This is a genomic window from Mesorhizobium sp. WSM3868 (assembly GCF_002294785.1).
Lineage (GTDB): Bacteria > Pseudomonadota > Alphaproteobacteria > Rhizobiales > Rhizobiaceae > Mesorhizobium.
Map to the genome: position 1 here is coordinate 56,038 of NZ_NSGB01000023.1, position 18,037 is coordinate 74,074.

General features: G+C 59.7%; 14 protein-coding genes, 2 pseudogenes and 1 riboswitch. Of the genes and pseudogenes, 11 read left to right on the top strand and 5 right to left on the bottom strand.

What is annotated here, in order from left to right; all coding sequences use genetic code 11:
* Window positions 1-180 precede the first annotated feature (180 nt).
* The 11 genes and pseudogenes from bioB (at window position 181) to CK221_RS26785 (ending at window position 13,998) form a co-directional block, all read left to right on the top strand.
* Window positions 181-1,161 (top strand): biotin synthase BioB, encoded by a 981-nt coding sequence (gene bioB / locus CK221_RS26735; RefSeq protein WP_095779890.1) that lies wholly within the window; start codon window positions 181-183, stop codon window positions 1,159-1,161.
* A complete protein-coding gene (locus tag CK221_RS26740; protein ID WP_095779891.1) occupies window positions 1,158-2,297 on the top strand; it encodes an 8-amino-7-oxononanoate synthase in 1,140 nt (379 codons plus the stop codon). The genes bioB and CK221_RS26740 overlap by 4 nt, the downstream gene beginning before the upstream one ends.
* Entirely contained in the window at window positions 2,294-2,929 is a 636-nt protein-coding gene (gene bioD, locus CK221_RS26745) for a dethiobiotin synthase (protein WP_095779892.1), read from the top strand. Before CK221_RS26740 ends, bioD begins: the two co-directional genes overlap by 4 nt.
* On the top strand, window positions 2,929-4,194 hold the full coding sequence (locus tag CK221_RS26750) for an adenosylmethionine--8-amino-7-oxononanoate transaminase (protein WP_095779913.1): 1,266 nt from the start codon (window positions 2,929-2,931) through the stop codon (window positions 4,192-4,194). Before bioD ends, CK221_RS26750 begins: the two co-directional genes overlap by 1 nt.
* A complete protein-coding gene (locus CK221_RS26755) occupies window positions 4,191-5,174 on the top strand; it encodes a beta-ketoacyl-ACP synthase III (protein ID WP_095779893.1) in 984 nt (327 codons plus the stop codon). The genes CK221_RS26750 and CK221_RS26755 overlap by 4 nt, the downstream gene beginning before the upstream one ends.
* Window positions 5,175-5,524: 350 nt before the next feature.
* Window positions 5,525-7,171, top strand: a complete 1,647-nt coding sequence (locus CK221_RS26760; protein ID WP_095779894.1) for an MFS transporter — start codon at window positions 5,525-5,527, stop codon at window positions 7,169-7,171.
* Between the two features lie 195 nt (window positions 7,172-7,366).
* Window positions 7,367-8,365, top strand: a pseudogene (locus CK221_RS26765) (porin); the annotation flags it as partial.
* Window positions 8,366-8,415: 50 nt separating this feature from the next.
* Entirely contained in the window at window positions 8,416-8,889 is a 474-nt protein-coding gene (locus CK221_RS26770; protein ID WP_245430753.1) for an FAD-binding oxidoreductase, read from the top strand.
* A 138-nt stretch (window positions 8,890-9,027) separates the two neighbouring features.
* Window positions 9,028-9,138, top strand: a riboswitch (TPP riboswitch).
* Between the two features lie 79 nt (window positions 9,139-9,217).
* Window positions 9,218-10,017, top strand: a pseudogene (locus CK221_RS30930) (phosphomethylpyrimidine synthase ThiC); the annotation flags it as partial.
* A gap of 563 nt (window positions 10,018-10,580) precedes the next feature.
* The gene (locus tag CK221_RS26780) at window positions 10,581-11,333 is read left to right on the top strand and encodes a carbonic anhydrase (protein WP_095779895.1); all 753 of its coding nucleotides are present in this window, start codon (window positions 10,581-10,583) and stop codon (window positions 11,331-11,333) included.
* A 157-nt stretch (window positions 11,334-11,490) separates the two neighbouring features.
* Window positions 11,491-13,998, top strand: a complete 2,508-nt coding sequence (locus CK221_RS26785) for an ATP-binding protein (RefSeq protein WP_095779896.1) — start codon at window positions 11,491-11,493, stop codon at window positions 13,996-13,998.
* Between the two features lie 116 nt (window positions 13,999-14,114).
* Here the strand turns inward: CK221_RS26785 and virB11 are convergent, their stop codons facing one another.
* From virB11 to CK221_RS26810, 5 genes are read right to left on the bottom strand one after another with little or no spacing between them, the layout of a single operon-like run.
* Window positions 14,115-15,155 carry a P-type DNA transfer ATPase VirB11 gene (virB11, locus tag CK221_RS26790; RefSeq protein ID WP_095779897.1) on the bottom strand — a complete coding sequence of 347 codons (1,041 nt, stop codon included), beginning with the start codon at window positions 15,153-15,155 and terminating at the stop codon, window positions 14,115-14,117.
* A complete protein-coding gene (gene virB10 / locus CK221_RS26795) occupies window positions 15,139-16,281 on the bottom strand; it encodes a type IV secretion system protein VirB10 (protein WP_095779898.1) in 1,143 nt (380 codons plus the stop codon). The genes virB11 and virB10 overlap by 17 nt, the downstream gene beginning before the upstream one ends.
* Window positions 16,278-17,159, bottom strand: a complete 882-nt coding sequence (locus CK221_RS26800; protein ID WP_095779899.1) for a TrbG/VirB9 family P-type conjugative transfer protein — start codon at window positions 17,157-17,159, stop codon at window positions 16,278-16,280. The genes virB10 and CK221_RS26800 overlap by 4 nt, the downstream gene beginning before the upstream one ends.
* Entirely contained in the window at window positions 17,156-17,869 is a 714-nt protein-coding gene (locus CK221_RS26805) for a type IV secretion system protein VirB8 (protein ID WP_095779900.1), read from the bottom strand. The genes CK221_RS26800 and CK221_RS26805 overlap by 4 nt, the downstream gene beginning before the upstream one ends.
* Window positions 17,866-18,024 carry a type IV secretion system lipoprotein VirB7 gene (locus tag CK221_RS26810; protein WP_095779901.1) on the bottom strand — a complete coding sequence of 53 codons (159 nt, stop codon included), beginning with the start codon at window positions 18,022-18,024 and terminating at the stop codon, window positions 17,866-17,868. Before CK221_RS26810 ends, CK221_RS26805 begins: the two co-directional genes overlap by 4 nt.
* Window positions 18,025-18,037 lie beyond the last annotated feature (13 nt).

Genomic DNA, 18,037 nt, shown 5'->3' on the forward strand with positions numbered 1-18,037 from the left:
AAAAGGAAGAGCCTCGCAGCTGCAGGCGCAGACCAGGTGCTGCAGGAGCCTGCACCCCCGCGCGCATTGCGCTGATCGATGGCTCATGTCGTAACAGGCTCGCCGACCGACAGACTTCGGCATGCGTTCGTGGACCAGAAACAAAGAATTTTTGACGATGACGATTGGAAAGAAGTGGGGATGAACAAAGCCCTGGGACCGATGGACAGAGTGCTGGCGCGATGGAACCGCAAAGAGGCCGAGGCTATCTACGGCATGCCGTTCAACGACCTGCTCTTCCTGGCACAGACCATCCATCGGCAGAACTTCGATCGAAACCGTGTGCAGCTCAGCCGGCTGCTGAGCATCAAGACCGGCGGCTGTCCGGAGGATTGCGGCTATTGCAGCCAGTCTGCGCATCACGCAACTGGCCTGAGAGCGTCGAAGCTGATGGAGGTCGAGCGTGTCATCGCCGAGGCGGCCAAGGCGCGTGAGGCCGGAGCCACGCGCTACTGCATGGGCGCTGCCTGGCGAAAGCCCAAGGCGCGCGACATGGATGCGGTCGTGGCGATGGTCGAGGGGGTCAAGGCGCTCGGCATGGAGACCTGCATGACTCTCGGCATGCTCGATCTTGAGCAGGCCACACGTCTAAAACAGGCAGGCCTCGACTACTATAACCACAACATCGACACCTCCGAGCGCCATTACGGTGGGGTCGTCTCGACCAGGACCTTCGCCGACCGGCTGGAAACGCTTGAGCATGTGCGCGAGGCCGGCATGAAGGTCTGCTGTGGAGGCATTGTCGGGATGGGAGAGGAAAAGGCCGACCGCATCGACATGCTGATCACGCTCGCAAAGCTGCCTGAGCCGCCCGAAAGCGTGCCGATCAACATGCTGATCCCGATCGATGGCACGCCGCTCGGCCAGTCCAAACCCATCGATCCGATCGAGTTCGTCCGTACCATTGCGCTCGCCCGCATCTTGATGCCGAAGTCCTATGTAAGGCTCTCCGCCGGTCGCACCGGCATGACCGACGAGACGCAGGCGCTGTGCTTTTTTGCCGGCGCCAACTCGATCTTCGTCGGGGACACGCTGTTGACGGCGGACAATCCCGACGAGGACAAGGACAGGCTTCTATTTCAGCGTCTCGGCATCGAGCCGATGGAATGTGAGGCCAGATGAACGAGCCGCCGCTTGCTCGCTTTGAGGCGACCTTGCAGGGGTTGGCGCGCAAGGATCGCCTGCGGACGCTTTCGCCCCGCACCGGGCTCGATTTCTCCTCGAACGACTATCTCGGACTTGCCGCCTCCAGGAGACTTGGCGATGCTGTCGCGGGGGCGATCGGACGGGGTACTCCGGTCGGCGCTACCGGATCGCGGCTATTGCGCGGCAATGCACCCGAACACGAGGCACTGGAGGTGGACGCGGCGGCATTCTTCGGGACCGAACGCGCGTTGTTCTTCGGCAGTGGCTACATCGCCAACTTTGCACTGCTGAGCACATTGCCGCAGAAGGGCGATCTGTTGATCCTCGACGCGCTCGCCCATGCCAGCATGCACGAGGGCGCGCAGGCCGGACGCGCCGAGTTCAAGCTGGCCGCACACAACGACGTCAACGCCGTCGAGGATGCGATCACCAGTTGGCGCTCCGAAGGCGGCATGGGGCGCGTCTGGATCGCGGTCGAAAGCCTGTACAGCATGGATGGCGACCGTGTGCCGATGGAGAGCCTCGTCGAGCTTGCCGATCGGCACGAGACATTCCTTATTGTCGACGAGGCGCATGCCACCGGCGTCTGTGGGCCAGGTGGCCGGGGGCTGGCCGCTGCGTTCGAGGGCCGCGACAACATTGTCGCGCTCCACACATGCGGCAAAGCACTCGGCGCGTACGGCGCGCTCGTCACAGGACCGCGAACGCTGTGCGACTATCTCATCAACCGGTGCCGGCCATTCATCTACGCCACCGCACCGTCGCCCCTGATGGCGGTCGCGGCGCGCGAAGCGCTCGCCATCCTGTCAGACGAGCCCACGCGCCGCGCTCAGTTGCGCGAGCGCATTTCCTTCGCGGGCCGGCAATTGGCCGAGCAGTGCGGCGTGACGCCTAGCGGCTCGCAGATCCAGCCGTTTGTCATCGGCGATGTCAGGCGCACCATGGCGGTGGCGGCGGCACTGCAGGCCCGCGGTTTCGACATACGCGGCATTCGTCCGCCGACGGTGCCCGAGGGTACATCACGCCTGCGCATTTCGCTGACGCTCAACGTCGGCGAAGCCGCCATTTGCGCCATGGTCGAGGCCCTCGTCGAGGTGTTGGCGACGGCATGACCAAGCGCCTCGTCGTCACCGGAACAGGCACCGGAATTGGCAAGACGGTATTTTCAGCGGGAATCGCCGGCTTGCTTGACGGCTTCTACTGGAAGCCGGTGCAATCGGGCCTCGACGAGGAGACCGACAGCGAGGTCATTGCCCGGCTTTCCGGCTTGCCCGCGGGGCGCGTCCTGCCGGAGGCCTATCGCCTGAAAAGCCCGCTCTCGCCGCATCGCTCGGCCGAGATCGATGGCGTCGCCATCGAAGCGGCGGATCTTGCCTTTCCGGTTTTACCGACACCGCTCGTAATCGAAGGCGCCGGCGGGCTGATGGTGCCGCTCAATCGACAGACAATGTTCATCGATATATTCGCGCAGTGGGGGCTGCCGATCATATTGTGCGCCGGCACCGCGCTCGGTACGATCAACCACACCTTGCTCTCGATAGAAGCGCTGCGGGCCCGTTCCATCCCGCTCCTCGGCATCGCCTTCATCGGCGAAGAGGTGGCCGATACCCAAAGGACAATCGTGGAGTTGGGCGGCGTGCAACAGCTCGGCAGGCTGCCACACCTCCATCCACTGACGGGTGAAACGCTGAGAGACGCGATGGTTGCCGGCTTCGACGTTGCCCTGATCGCCGGAGGCGAATGATGCTGGGGTCCCATGTCTGGCATCCGTTCACCCAGCACGCGCTTGAACCAGCCATCCCTGAAATCGTACTGACCGAAGGCGCCTATCTCCACAAGGCCGACGGCGCGCGCATCCTGGATGCGATTTCTTCCTGGTGGGTCGTCACGCATGGGCATCGCCATCCCCGCATCAGGAAGGCCATCGAGACGACCGCGTCGAGCCTCGACCAGATCATCTTTGCCGGCTTCACCCACGAGCCGGCCGAAAGGCTGGCCGAAGCGCTCGTCGGCCTTGCTCCTACCGGCCTCGACTGGGTGTTCTATTCCGACAGCGGTTCGACCGCCGTCGAAGTCGCATTGAAGATGGCGCTCGGCTATTTCCGTAACATCGGCGCGCCGCGCTCGCGCATCGTCGTCATGGAGCATAGCTACCATGGCGACACGATCGGCACGATGAGCGTCGGCGCCCGCGGTGTATTCAACGCCGCCTACGAGCCCTTGCTGTTCGAGGTCGACACCATCCCCTTCCCGGCCGCAGGGCGTGAGCAGGAAACCCTGGATCGTTTCGAAGCAGTCTCGCGCGACCAGCGCGCGGCTGCGCTGATCGTCGAGCCGCTCGTGCTTGGCGCCGGCGGCATGCTGATGTACCCGGCCTGGGTTCTCAGCGAATTGAAGAGGATCGCCGAGGCCTCCGGCACCATGCTGATCGCCGACGAGGTGATGACCGGCTGGGGACGCACCGGAACCATGTTTGCCTGCGAGCAGGCGAACATCTCTCCTGATATCCTGTGCACGTCGAAGGGCTTGACCGGTGGTGTCATCCCGCTGGCGGCCACGCTCGCCACCGACGCCATGTTCCAGGCTCACTATTCGACGGACCGGCAGAAGACCTTCTTTCATTCGAGCTCCTATACCGCCAATCCGATCGCCTGCGCGGCCGCACTTGCCAATATCGAGATCTGGCGTGACGAGCCGGTGGCCGAGCGTATCGCGGCCCTGAGCGCGAGACAGGCCGCCGGGGTTCGGCGCTTTGGGGACAATCCCTACTTCGCCGACAGCCGGGCGACCGGCACGATCGCGGCCCTCGACCTGCGCACCGGCTCCGCCGGTTATCTGGCTGAGATCGGGCCCAAGCTGCGAACATTCTTCCTCGACCACGGTCTGCTCGTGCGCCCGCTCGGCAATGTGCTCTACCTCCTGCCGCCCTATTGCATCACTGGCAACGAGCTGGACGGGCTCTACAACGCGATCGAGGAAGCCGGCGAGCGCTTCGGTTCGAATCCGTGAACAGGTCGTCGCGCCTTCTCGGGTTTGGTCATCATGCACCAACGCGCAAGGTCGAGAACCCGGAGATCGAAAACAGTCTCGGGCTTGAACCCGGCTGGATCGAACGGCGCACCGGGATTCGGTCGCGCTTTTGGGCAGCGGACGAAGACACGCTGTCGGGCCTTGCCGCCTCTGCCGGCGAGATGGCGCTGGCGAACGCCGGCATCGACCGCAGCGACATCGGTCTGCTGTTGCTTGCCACCTCGACGCCCGACCATCTTCTGCCGCCAAGCGCGCCCCTGGTCGCACATCGGCTCGGACTCGGCCGCGCCGGTGCGGTTGACCTCACGGGCGCCTGCGCCGGCTTCATCTATGCCTTGATGTTCGCCGACGGATTCACCCGCGTCCATTGTAAAGCGACCCTGGTCATCGCCGCCAATATCCTCAGCCGCCGCATCAATCCTACCGAGCGCGCCAGCGCCGTGCTGTTTGCCGATGCCGCCGGCGCCGTGGTGATTGGTCCGTGCAAGGATACCGACCAAGGCATTCTTGGCGCCGCGATGGATTCGGACGGCTCGCGCTACGGGCTGATCCAGATACCCGCCGGAGGAAGCAACAGACCGTTCCATGGTGGCCTCGACCTTGCGCAAACGCGTATGACGATCGCCGACGGCGGCGAAGTATTTGCTAAGGCCGTGGAGATGATGACCGCATGCTCGCAAGACGCACTCACTGCTGCCCGAATGCGGCCGCAGGACATCGATCGGTTCGTGCCACATCAGGCCAACGCCCGGATTTTCGATTCCGTCGGACGGAACCTCGCAATAGCGGATCAGGTAATCGTCAAGACGATCGCCGAGTACGGCAACTCTTCCGCCGCGACCATCCCGCTCTCGCTGTCGCTCGCCCATCAAACGCAGCCATTTCGGGCGGGCGAAAAGGTTCTCCTTGCGGCGGCGGGTTCCGGCCTCACCGGAGGCGCGCTCATCCTCGGAATTTAGGGGTACGACGGCCATGAACAGGATTGGTCACGAATGATACTAGCAACACGAACCCAATGCGAAAAATTACTCGCCGGCAAGTTACATGGGCGCTGGCTCGGTGAACAAGAGCGATCACCCTGCAGACGGTTCTTGTCGAGCAGGGACGATCGGCGAGGCTTCCTTGCTGGGCGAGAAGTGGTTGGCGCCAGTCCAGGAAAGCGGAGCTATCTGAGCTCATGCGGGCCATCCTCATTGCGATGAAGTCATCCGACTCGATAGGTCGGCCCTTCTGATGCATTGATCAACATCGTAACGGCAGTAGGGCAGTCCTGAATTGAATAAGCGGCCGCTGGAAGGCGTCAATCGTCATGCAGTCCGAAAAAAATGCTCATCTGCCTGTCTCAACAACGCTCGCTCCATTTCGAAACCAGGTGTTTCGCTCGATCTGGACGGCCACGCAAATATCCAGCCTCGGATGGCTCGTGCAAACGGTCGCCATCAGTTGGCTGATGGCCACGATTTCCGCTTCGAATCTGATGGTTGCACTCGTGCAGGCCGCATCGACGTTGCCGGTGTTCTTTCTTTCGATCTTGGCCGGAGCCATCGCCGACAACTTCAGCCGCCGATGGGTGATGTTTGCGGGACACTGCCTGATAGCATTGGCGTCAACGACGCTGATGATTTCCGTGGGCCTGGGATTTGCCGGTCCCTGGCTAATTCTCGGATTAGGGTTCCTGGCCGGCTGCGGCTTTGCCTTGAATGATCCGGCCTGGCACGCTTCGGTTGGCGATATCCTTCACAAGCGCGACATCCCGGCCGCTGTGACGCTTATGTCTGTCGGATACAACATTGTGCGCAGCGTTGGTCCGGCTTTGGGTGGCGTGGTCCTGGCATTTTTTGGACCGCTGGCCGCTTTCGCGTTGGCAGCGCTGAGCGACCTGGCGCCGCTAACCGCAATATGGCGTACTACATGGGATGTTCGCACGTCACCTCTCCCGCGTGAGCGAATGACGATGGCAATTCATGACGGAGTGCGCTTCACGCTCATGTCGTTGGAAATCAGGGCAGCGATTGCCCGTGCAGCCCTTTTCGGGTTGGCAAGCATCTCCATCCTTGCGCTGCTCCCGCTATTCGTCCGGGACCAGCTGAAAAGCGGCCCAATCATCTACGGCATCTTGCTGGCGGGCTTCGGCATGGGTGCTTTCATGGCCGGCATGAGCAATAGCTTTCTAAGGCGGATCACGTCTCAAGACAGGCTGGTGTCGTTCGCCTCTGTTGCTTGTTCAGCATGTTGCCTTTCCCTTTCCCTGACATCGTCAGTCGCTGTGGCGGCCATTTCGCTGGCACTTGGTGGCGCGGGTTGGCTTATCACCTGGACGGGCATTGACGTGTCGGTTCAGCTGGCAAGCCCAAGGTGGGTGGTGGGCCGCACACTATCGATCTACTACGCCTTGAGCGCAGGCGGGATGGCGGCCGGCAGCTGGATCTGGGGGACTATCGCACAGAACTACTCCTTAGGCTGCGCTTTGGAGAGTGCCGCGGGCGCTCTGTTGCTCGTTGCTGCTGCGGGAATAGTGTTGCCGGTCCGTCCATGGGAAGAAACGGATCAGGAGAGTTCGGATTTTCACCCGCCTGAGCTGGCACTCGAGTTGAAGCCCAGGAGTGGTCCCATAGTGGTCAAGGTCGAGTATCTTATATCGGAAGACAATATCGAGTCCTTTCTGGGTTACATGCGCGCAAGGCGCCATGTTCAGAGCCGTGCCGGGGCGCGAAACTGGACACTGCAGCGCAATCTTCAAGCGCCTTCGATTTGGACAGAGACATTCCGCACGCCAACCTGGATGGACTTTCTTCGCCTGAATCATCGGCTCACGGCAGCGGATAAGGAAGTCAGCCAGCGTCTCCTGGCGCTGCATGATGGAGAGCGTCCTCCACAAACAATGCTTTCGATCGAACGAACGACTGAGGCAGCTCGAACCCGTGCCTCAGCAATCGTTTCTCGTCCTCCGAGGTGACGTGATCACGAACCCATCGTGCATTGGGACCTGCCGCGCCGGTCGACTTCGAGCAGCGCGAAGCCCGCATCACCGGTAGGCGAGGCTATGCGTACGTCCCTCTCTCGCGAATATCCATGCCGCGGCGGGCCTCGAGGCGGCGCTTGACGGAAGGAGGGCATGGGTCCTGCGCTGCCGCGCCCCCTGCGCACCGACACCGAGACCTGCCTGCGCATCGGGGGCTACATCCGTTACGACGTCGGCTTCGGCGATGTCCGATCGTATGACGGGGCAAGAACCACCGATGTGAGAACTGGCGAGGTTCAGGGCACCACAACACGCGTTTCACGTTCAAAACTTGGACGCGCCAGGAGACCGAACTCGGCGCACTGAGGACCTACACTGAAAACCGCGTGAATTTCGGCAACCGCAACGCTTATCCAGGCCCGGACAGTCCTCAAAACTATGGCTTCAATAGCGGCGTCAAATTGACTTCCGCCTGGTTCCAGCTTGGTGGCCTCCGAGTTGGTAAGGACCATTCGCCCTTCGACACGCTTACAGGCTACGCCGGACCTCATCAACGTACTCGTTCCGTACGGCGACTTCGATACCAACGTGGCCCAGTATTACTTCGATGCCGACAATGGCCTTTCGGCTCTGGTTTCACTTGAACAAGGGTCGGGTGTAGTCGGTACTAACCACAGCCATGTCCCGCACGTCGTCTTCGGCGTAAAACAAACGCAGGGCTGGGGCGCGATCACCAGCGTAATCGCTCGTGACAGCAACTACGATGCTTTGGGCGGCAAGATCCGCGTCGATGTCAATGTCACGGATGTGCTGTCGCTATTCGGAATGTTCGGCTATGGCTCCATTGGCGTTATCAACGATGATCCAACCAGTGCAATCGCCGCTCACGGTCGCGGCTTCTACAAAACTTGGAGCGGCAACTGGGCCTTCTGGGCCGGCTCCACTCACGCACTCGACGAGAAAACTTCGTTCAACCTTCAGATCTCGGGCGGTCAGTTCAAGAACTATGGTGTGGCCGCAAACGTCGTCTACACGCTCGTTGCCGGTTTCACGGCGACGGTCGAAATCGACTACGGCCACTACGGCATCGGCATGGTCGACCCTTCGAACGTGAATTCGACGAAGGCTGACAAAAAAGATTGCCTCGGCGGCATCCTCAGTTTCCAACCGGTCATTCTAATTGAATGAACTCTCGGTGGTCGATTGCGCGACTAGACTTTCTCGCCAGCTTGGCGACCATGCCCTTGCTCGAAAGCGAGCGCGGCTACAACACCACAATCGCTGCACCCCAGATCGCACTCAACCGGACGATGATCTTTGCAGAGAGCAACTTCGTGGCAGCACCTCTCTCTATCGGTTTACGCATCGGCGGTGCGGCCGAGTTCGGAGGATTGCGAGCCAGCCCGAATTTTGCTCGCTCGAAAGGCTTGGTTGAGCTTGCAAAGGCTTATCTCCCGGCCCTGGATGGTCCCGGCGGCATGGTGTGGAGCGGCCACCGGCCCGCGACCCCGGATACCTTACCGGTCATCAGCCGCTCCGCGACCGATGCTCACATTCTGTATGTGTTCGGGCACGGTCACCTGGGCCTCACACAAGGCCCGACCACGGGCAAACTGGTTGGCGATCTGCTGTCTGGGCGTGACCCGCCAATACCACTCGAACCCTATACAATCGAGCGCTTCAGTGCCGCCGGGCGGACAAATAGTCTTTGAGCCAGGCGATCCGGAATGTCGCGATGCATTTTGCGTAAGGGCTTTAGTGACGATTGGAAGCGTTGATGATCGATGAGGTTAAGTAAGCCGATTCCTCTTCACTGCGCTTGACGAGATAGGGCCCGCCTGTCCAACAGAGGCAGTCACCAGGGGGTCCCGGCAAGGGCTGAGATACTGCTGGTCGCGGCGCAGTGACCCGTTGAACCTGATTCAGTTCATACTAGCGTAGGATGGTGCAAGCGCTTCGCGGGGTTTACGCCCGAGGTCCTGTTTCGAGCAGGGCGACCAAAGCGTCTTTTCATCCTTCCGGCACAGAGCTGGGTCTCCAATGCATGAGCAAAGGAGCCTCAAGAGATTGCCCTCACCCCCGCCGTGTCGACGGGACCACTGCCCACCTCGCGAAAATCCACAAGCCCGGTGCCATCCACCCGCACATCAGGGTGCCGATGCGGGAGATCTCCCTCCATCCGACGGCCGGCGAGCCGTCCGTGGCCGTTTACGATCCGTCCGGCCCGTACACCGACCCGGCAGTCGAAACCTGCATCGAAATGGGCCCTGCCCGCCCATGCCAGGAATGGATCATGGCGCGCGGCGATGTCGAGGCCTATGACGGCCGCCATGTCAGGCCGGAGGACAATGGATCTGCGACGGGCGAAAGCCTGACGCTGGAATTTCCGATGCGCAACCGGCCGCTGCGAGCGAAGTCCGCCAAGGCCGTGACGCAGATTGCCTATGCGCGCCGGCATCATCACGCCTGAGATGGAGTTCGTCGCCATCCGCGAGAACCTCGGCCGTGAGCAGTTGCGTTCGACACTTCAACGCGATGGCGAAAGCTTTGGCGCCGCGATCCCTGACTTCGTCACGCCGGAATTCGTGCGCGACGAGGTGGCGCGCGCCCGCGCCATCATCCCGTCCAACATTTACCACCCGGAAAGCGAGCCGATGAGATTATCGGCCGCAATTTCCTGGTCGAAGATCAACGCCAATATCGGCAACTCCGCCGTCAGCTCGTCGATGGCCGAGGAGGTCGAGAAGATGGTGTGGGCGATCCGCTGGGGCGCCGATACGGTGATGGACCTCTTGACCCGGCGCAACATCCACAACATCCGCGAATGGATCGTGCGCTCCGAAGCGAGAATGGCAGGGTGCTCGCTTGATGCGGTCACGGGTGCCGAATCGAGACTCGCCGTCAACAGCTTCGACACGGGGCGGCCCTGAGCTGCTTGAGCGGGCGAAGGTTCGATAGCACCCGCCGAAGTGAGGCGGTCAGTACCGCGGATTGCGCGTGAATGCATCCAAAACGTGAATGTTCGTAATTGAAGCAATCGATTTCTCTGGTCGACGGATGATGAATATGAAGGCGTCACGAGGCCGAGGATGCGATCTGGATACCCAGGCCACCAGAGGGTCGGGGAAGCAACAACCACGTATTGGCGCAGATAGCTCGGACCAGGTGAGAATGGCCGCTACCAACCGCATACCGCCGGTGAGGACAATGACAAGCTCAGCGGCGGTCCCGACGAGGATGTCGTCTGTGCGCCGACATGAAGCGCTGCGTGACGCGCTGGTCGTATGCCGAGTTGTTCGGGGTAGTTGCGATCATGTTGCCACATCATGGTGGTTGCGAGCGCAGTTCCCGCCATGCCAACCGCAAATGATAAACTTAGTTCACGTCCAGGAGCGAAAGCAATATGCATCGTCGTAGTCTGATCAAAGGGTTCGTTGCACTCGGCGCGTGTCCCATTTGCGCTGATGCCGCGGGGGCGGCGAGCACCCATTGGGGATATGCCGGCCCGGCCGGGCCCGAACACTGGGGCGATCTGGATAAGACAAATTTCGTCTGCTCGGCGGGCACACAGCAATCGCCGGTCGATATCAAGGGCGCGGTCAAAGCGGATATTCCGCGCATCGCCATAGGTTGGCACAGCGGCGGCGGCAGGATGGTGAACAACGGCCACACCATTCAGATCAACCTGCCGCAAGGCAGCACGCTCACTCGAGGGGATCGTGTGTATGAGCTGCTCCAGTTCCATTTCCATGCGCCAAGCGAGCACCACGTCGCGGGCAAGAGCTTCCCGATGGAAGCGCATTTTGTCCATAAGGACACCGACAGCGACACTCTGGGTGTGCTGGGCGTTTTTCTAGTGCCAGGCGACACAAATGCCAGCTTTGCCAGGCTTGCTGCAGCATTTCCCGCAACATCAGGCGAAGAGGCAGCCGTCGACGAGGTCGACCCGAACGGGCTTCTGCCGGCTTCGCTTGGCTACTGGACATATGAAGGATCTTTAACGACGCCGCCATGCACCGAAAACGTCGACTGGATGGTGGCGACGGAACCGGTTGAGGTCGACCCAGCGGACATCAAGCGCTTTACCTCGCTCTATCCCCGGAACGCGCGCCCTATCCGTTCGCCCAATCGGCGCTTCATCCTGGGCCTCCCCTGAGGCCCCTGCCGCCGTGAGGGAGCGAAGCGCCGCCTGCGCGGAGATTCATCTGCTTCCAAGATCGTAAGGCGCCCGTTGGGCGCTCATTCTGGTCCTGGAAGCGGACCATGACCAAATTCGGCAACGGTGTTTAAGCCGTCCAAGGAGAGAGGTAGGTGTGGCTTTCCTGTTCCAGCAGCATCCGGCCGCATACCGAACCCGGGTGGCGCCGGAATTCTCGTCGGACCGCCGCCAGGCGGGCACGACGGATCAAACGCCGTTTCCTTGGAAAACATGGCTCAGTTCCGATAAGGCAATTCTAATTGGCCTAGCCGCCTCGGTTGCGCTCTTGGTCGGAACCCAGTGGCAGGCTCCCGAGATCAACGACGCGGTCCTAAGCCAGCTGCGTACTATTCAGATCAACGATGCATTGCTCCAGCGGGACGTCGCTCGCGCGCGAACCGATATGGCATTGGACTTCCGTTCGGTTGCGTCTGCGGGACAGGCGCTGCAAAGCGACGTCGAAAACTTGCAACACCATTTGGAGATTTCGCCAGATGAGAGCTCCAGGGAATCCGCACTGCTCGCGCAGCTTAAAAACTCGATCAAAAACACTGAGGCGGCCATCTCAGCCTGGGTCAAGCAAAATCAGCTCATGAAAAGCTCTGTCGCAGACCTTGCTCGCTCGATTTTTCTCCCTGGAGAGGGCAGGCTTGAACTTTCCAAGCTAGTGCTGTGGCTCAACCTCGCATCACATATGGATCATCCTCTCGAGCGATTTGCCAGGCAGGCCCGGGCTGCCGCGGATGTTGTGGGCAAGGCCGGCGCTGCGGTGTCTTCCTTATGGAGGTTGGACCAAGCTGCCAATCAGATCGCATTCCTCGACACGTCCTCCAAGGCTGCCGAGCTGGAGCGAGAGCATCTGAAAGGCTACAGCCTGGCCAGCGCGCAAGCGCAGCGTGCGCGACTTTTCTTTGGCTTGCTGTCCATATGCATCTGCTTGTTTGCGATCATTCGATCCTCCAGACGGCGTCTGCGGACGAACCGACTGAAAAGGCGGTTGGAGCTTGAAGAGGCGATGAGCGAGATCGAAGCTCGCTTCAACGACAGTAGAGCAACGAACGACGGGGCGCGCTTTTCCACCGAAGCAGCGCTCAGATTCGTTCAACGCGTTTTCGATGCGGATCAATGCGCGCTTGCTCTGGTTGATCCGAGCCTCAGCATGCATACTGAGTGCTTTGTGGCAAACACGTGCATACCCGTCTGGAACCTCGCCCTTATTGATGAAGTCGTTTCACTTGTCTGCGCCGGACGGCCAGTGTTTCGCGTAGTTCCTGCGGCCGAAGTGGTTCGGACCGCCATAGGCACTTCCGGTGTTTGTCAAATTGTTGCTTGCAGGGCCTCCGCTCAGCAGGCTGCGGTTTGCATCCTTGTTTTTGAACGAGCTCGCTCACTCCCCTCAGCTGACGACCTCCGGGTTCTTGGCAGTGCTATTGTGCGTTTGAGCCACCATCTTGAGATGCAACGTGTAAATGCCGAACGCGACCTTCTGGTGAGTCGATGTGAGCATTTGGAAAGGCTAAGGACCGTCGGCACGATCGCAAGCGGTGCCACACATGAGTTCAACAATATTTTAGGCGCAATAATCGGATATTCAGAGGTTGCCCGAGGTCTTGTACGTCGTCCCTCTAGAATTCGGAACCACATCGACCAAATCATCTTAGCTGGACACCGAGCCAAGCTGATCGTTGACCAGATCTTGTCACTCAGCCGAAATCAAAAGCGCGTGGCAGCGCCTATCAGCGTCTCCGAGATTGTTATGGGTCTTGCGCCATTGCTGCGGGTTACAGTTGGTGCGGGTATTCAGTTGAACTTCAAGATCGACGAGTGGCAAACGGTGGTCGAGGGGAGCCCAACCGAGATACAGCAGATCCTTATGAATTTGTGCAAGAACGCGTCGGAGGCTGTCTTGAACCAGGGCCGTGTCGAGATTAGCGTTTCTCGCGCCCAGGTGTGCCAAACAAAGCCGCTGGCTCAGGGCACCTTGAGACGTGGAGATTACGTTCTCCTCTCCATCAGCGACGATGGTCCAGGAATTGCAACTTCGATACTTCCGCGTGTCTTTGAGCCCTTTTTTACCACCCGCTCTCGCGTCGGCGGGACCGGGCTGGGTCTTGCTGCGGTTGACAGGCACGTGAGCGCGCTCGCAGGATGCCTCGACGTCACCTCGGCTGTTGGCCGAGGTACCCGCTTCGATATCTACTTACCGGCCTCCGAGGAGGAGCCAGTCAGCGCTGACATCGCGGTCGGCCCATACGACGGATCACTTGGCAGCGGAGAAATCATTGCAGTCGTGGAGCGCGACCCAGCAGAGTTGGAGACCTACACGAAGAAAATCGCCGCGCTGGGTTATAAGCCGGTCGGCTTCGCGACCTTCAAAAGCCTTTGCGGCTGGATCGAGAGTGGGAAGGCAGCCGACCTGCTGATCTTGGGTAAAGCGCCTTTCCTCGAGCGAGTACAGGCCGAACCCATATGCCCCACCCTCATGGCGGTGCCTGTCATAGTCGTCGGTGAGATCGACCCCATGCCGGTCACATTTGATAATCAGGCCTTCGTCTTTTGGTTATCGCAGCCTGTCTCGTCCCGGACAATGGAGCATGCGGTTCGTACCATGATGATGGCATGATGCCGCCGACTTGTTCAGGCTACCCAAGCAATCTGACAAGCCCCGTCAAAAGAGATATCGATGCAGAACAAATGACGCGTCTCGTCGCCGACTTATGGATCTACGTTATTCCAGCCTTAGTGCTTGTTGAGAAGGTCGGCTACTGTCTCTCCCCGTCGACGGGCATCGGCGGCGAGCCATACCTCTCCCACCTCATACACGTCGCCTTGGGTACGGAACGGTACAATGACGTCAATAGCAGCCGATAGCATGTCCAGAAGCGTGCGGTCTTCCACAGCGGCTCCTTGCGCGCTGCTCTTGACGAGTGAAAAGAGCTTTTTAAAACCTTGGACCGGATCAGCCCCATGAATCGTTGATATCGATCCCGCATGGCCGGAGACGACTTCGCTAAGGTAGGCCCAAGCAGCATCATCGCGCATTTCGCCAAGCAATATTCGATCAGGGCGCATGCGCAAGCTGGCTTGCAATAGCTGCTCGGCTGTCACCGTACCAACGCCTGCTCGGTCCTTCGGATAGAGTAACCGGACATGGTTCTCGTGTGGGATTGCAAGTTCGAGCGTATCCTCGATACTGATCAACCTCTCTTGCGGGGGTATAGCGTCGATCAGAGTCTTGCTCATTGTCGTTTTGCCGCTTCCAGTAGGTCCGCAAAGCAGCATCGTAAGTCGCCCGCAAACGCAGGCCCGCAGAAATTCCTCCAAGTCACCATGGTCGTAGTGCTGAAGAATCGTTTCGTCCTGCCGCTCCTGGCGCTCTTTTCTTGACCGCCATTGATTCCAACGCGAGTATTCGTAGCGAGAAGAAACTTCCTTGAGTTCGGTCACACGACTTGAGGGACGCCGTATCGTCAGGCTTATTGTTCCTGAGGGTACTGCGGGCGGCAAACAGATCTGCAGCCGCTCTCCGTTCGGCAACTCAGTCGCACATAGGGGGCTTTGGGGTCCGACATCTTGCTTGCGCAACGCTCCAGCGAGTATCGCGATGTCTTCCAGATCGTCATAAGATAGCGGTAGCGGATGTTTCGTGAAAACGCCGGCCTGTCGGACAAAGGCTTCCCCAGGCCGGTTGATAGCGACCTCTTCGGTTCTTGGCTCCTCAAGCCATTTTAGAACAGGCTCAAGAAGCAAACGCAACTGAGGGTCAGCCTCCGATCGCATTGTTGTCTCTCCTGCGTTCGCGATGTTGGCGGCTTGGCGCCGCGGCAGTGGCTCTAAGATCGTATACATCTGAGAAATCGAGGTCGCGAGCCACAAAGATGGATACTGCATCTCCCTGGTTTTTCTTCAGCGTTGGCGGAATGTTGACCGTCCCTCTCAGTGTCGCCTCGACCGCTTGTCCACCATTGCTCTGGAAGCTGTTGATGCCGCTTCCTCCGCCAGAGCTAGCCGCGTATTGACCGGCCGCCTGAAACGCGCCTTGGATGACGCTCATGAGAATCGCGCCGCCAAAGCGTTCCCGGAAGTGACTGTCCACCGTGCCAGGCATTCCGGAGCGGCCGAGCTCGTCAGCGCCGGGCGATGCTATCGAAACGAGGGCATGGTCGGGTGTTTCGATGCGCGTCCACAGCACGAAGACACGCGTATCCCCCTGCTGGAGACCGCGCTGGATCTCGCCAATCACGGTCGTCCCACGGTCCAAGAGCACGACATTGTTGGTTGTGCCGCGGACGTCATTAGGTAAGACGCACTTCACATAGCCGGGCAAATTTGTATCGACCGCCGTCTGCAAAATGCAGGAAATGATCGTTCCTTGAGTGATCACGAGATCAGGGTGCGGCAAAAGTGTGGCCCGGCTCGGCTCCTGTATATCGGGCTTCAATCGGCCTGACAGCTCGCCATCGATTGAAATCTCATCCTGTGTCGTGGGAGCATCCTTATGGTTGTCTTCGCTCCGCTGACCGTCACTGGGCATTTGACTGCTGCTAGTGTATGCGAAAATTGGTGTTTCCTCCGGCGGCGCATCAGTTGGCGCCGTTGGGGGCGACGTGGATGGTGCAGGATCTGCCGCCTGCACCGCCTGTTCGGGTGCTTGAGGTTCGGGAGCAATCTCAATTGGCGCGGGGCGGAATGGCTCGGCGTTGGCGACAATTGGCGGTTTTGGCTGAGATGGCTCGTCTTGTGTGCTGGAACGACCTCCGAGCCAGATGAGCGATAGAGATGAGACGAGAACAAGAGCAGCGACGGCCAACTTTTGCGATCCCGAAACATGCCGGCGGGTCGGCTCCGAGACCATCGATCCGGATGCATGGACATCATGTCCCGCCTGTGGGCCGGTTTCATTCATCGGCCCGAGCCTTTCAAAACGCGCCACACGTCGGGTGTCACTGTACCGGTCACTGGCGCTCGTCCCAAAGAATCATAAGCCCTGTTGAAAATGGACAACACCGTATTTCCATCTCTCAGACGCCATTCCCGGGCGACTGCGGATACTTCAACATAATCCCCTTTGACCGTGTAATTGGCAGCTGCTTCCTTGCCGTCGGGATTAATTACGTAGAGAGAGGGTATGCGGGAATTTCTTGCGAAGCCAAATACGGTCGTAAAGCCGTTATCGAAAACTTCTAGCGGCGCCAGCGATCGATCGCCCTTTGCGACGTAGTGGAAATTGCTTTCGTCCGGACTGGCCGTTGCCGCAGGCCGATTGAACAAATCCTGAACTCTCTGTTGCTGCAGCACTTTCGCGCGGGCCTGACCAAGACTCGCGCGCCTTTCTGCTTCCTTTCTCTGAGCAGCAGCCTCATCATCAGGATAGGTGAACTGCACACTGTAGTATAGGTCAGGTTGCTTCTCGTCGAGTTTTGGCATCGCTCTGGTTGAAATACTGAAGACGTATCTCCGTGTACCCGACTCACTCTCGGCCAGCACAATGACCGGCTGCGGCGCGAGGATCCGGCTGGCCTTAAAAAAGAGGTAGTTGGCACGTGGGAGCGCAGCCAGGTCTTTGCTATTGGACACAGCCACGGCTGCGACGGTCTCATTGGCCGCGAATGTGACAACCAGCGTTGCCCCCACGGCGGTAGATAGGTGCACCACTTCGTCGGGCCGGTAAGCAAGGTAGCGCATCCGGGCATCATGCTTGCCGGCAAGTGGTGTGTCTTCCGCAAACGCCTGCATCGTCAGGAAGAGTGAACAAGCCAGCGCGAGAAACGCTCTTTTTGTCATGGCTGCGCATTGCCCAGGTTGGATACGGTATCTTCCGAGGCCTGATAGGACGTGACCAGTAGACCTCCCGGATTGGTGAGCCTGGATTGCCCCGGCAGACCCGTCAGGCGCTCGTAGCGGATGGTAGCTGTCCAGGTGGTCACTATCGGCGACTGCCCATCGATAACAAGCATACGTTTGTATCGGATCTGCTGAACGTCGGGACTGATGTCGTTTGAAGAAATATGCCCGACCTCGAGCTTGCCGCGCTTGCCGACCGTGACTTGCGGCGAAGTGGGATTCGGATAGTTGAAGAACTCTTGATATTGCTGTTGCACGGCCGGTGCGCTGAAACTGGATACGAGGTCATAGGCGTATTGGGCCGTATCTGCCGTGTAGCCCTCGCGCAGGCGTACATATTCCCACAGCGAAGCATTTATGACGGCTCGGTCTTGGGTTGCGGGCAGTTGAGAAATTGACACTTCGCTGTCAATGGTCCCGTCCGGCCGTACCCAGAGGAACACAGGTACGAGCTTGGCCAACGGGACCATGGCAGCGATGGTAAATGCTTGGGCAACGTTTCCTAGCACCGCCACCGCCGCAAAGGCTATAAGGGCCTTTGACAGGCGACGCGCAGACTTCGCTCGTGTAGTTTGAAACGCTTCCACCTTCTTGTAGTGAGCGGCTAGCGTTTCTCTCTCCACCAGAAGGGCATGTTCAGGAAATTTCACTTGGGCTCTTCCGCGCACTCGACCTGAAGATCCTCAGGGGTGGTTTCCCATTGTCCCGCGTTCAGTTGGAATGGCGTACCCGTGCAAGTCGCAAGCCGATCGGTTGTCTTGCAGGCCGCCAAAGCGAGGATTGACAAAAGTAGAAAGCGTTTCATGTTTTTCGCACCG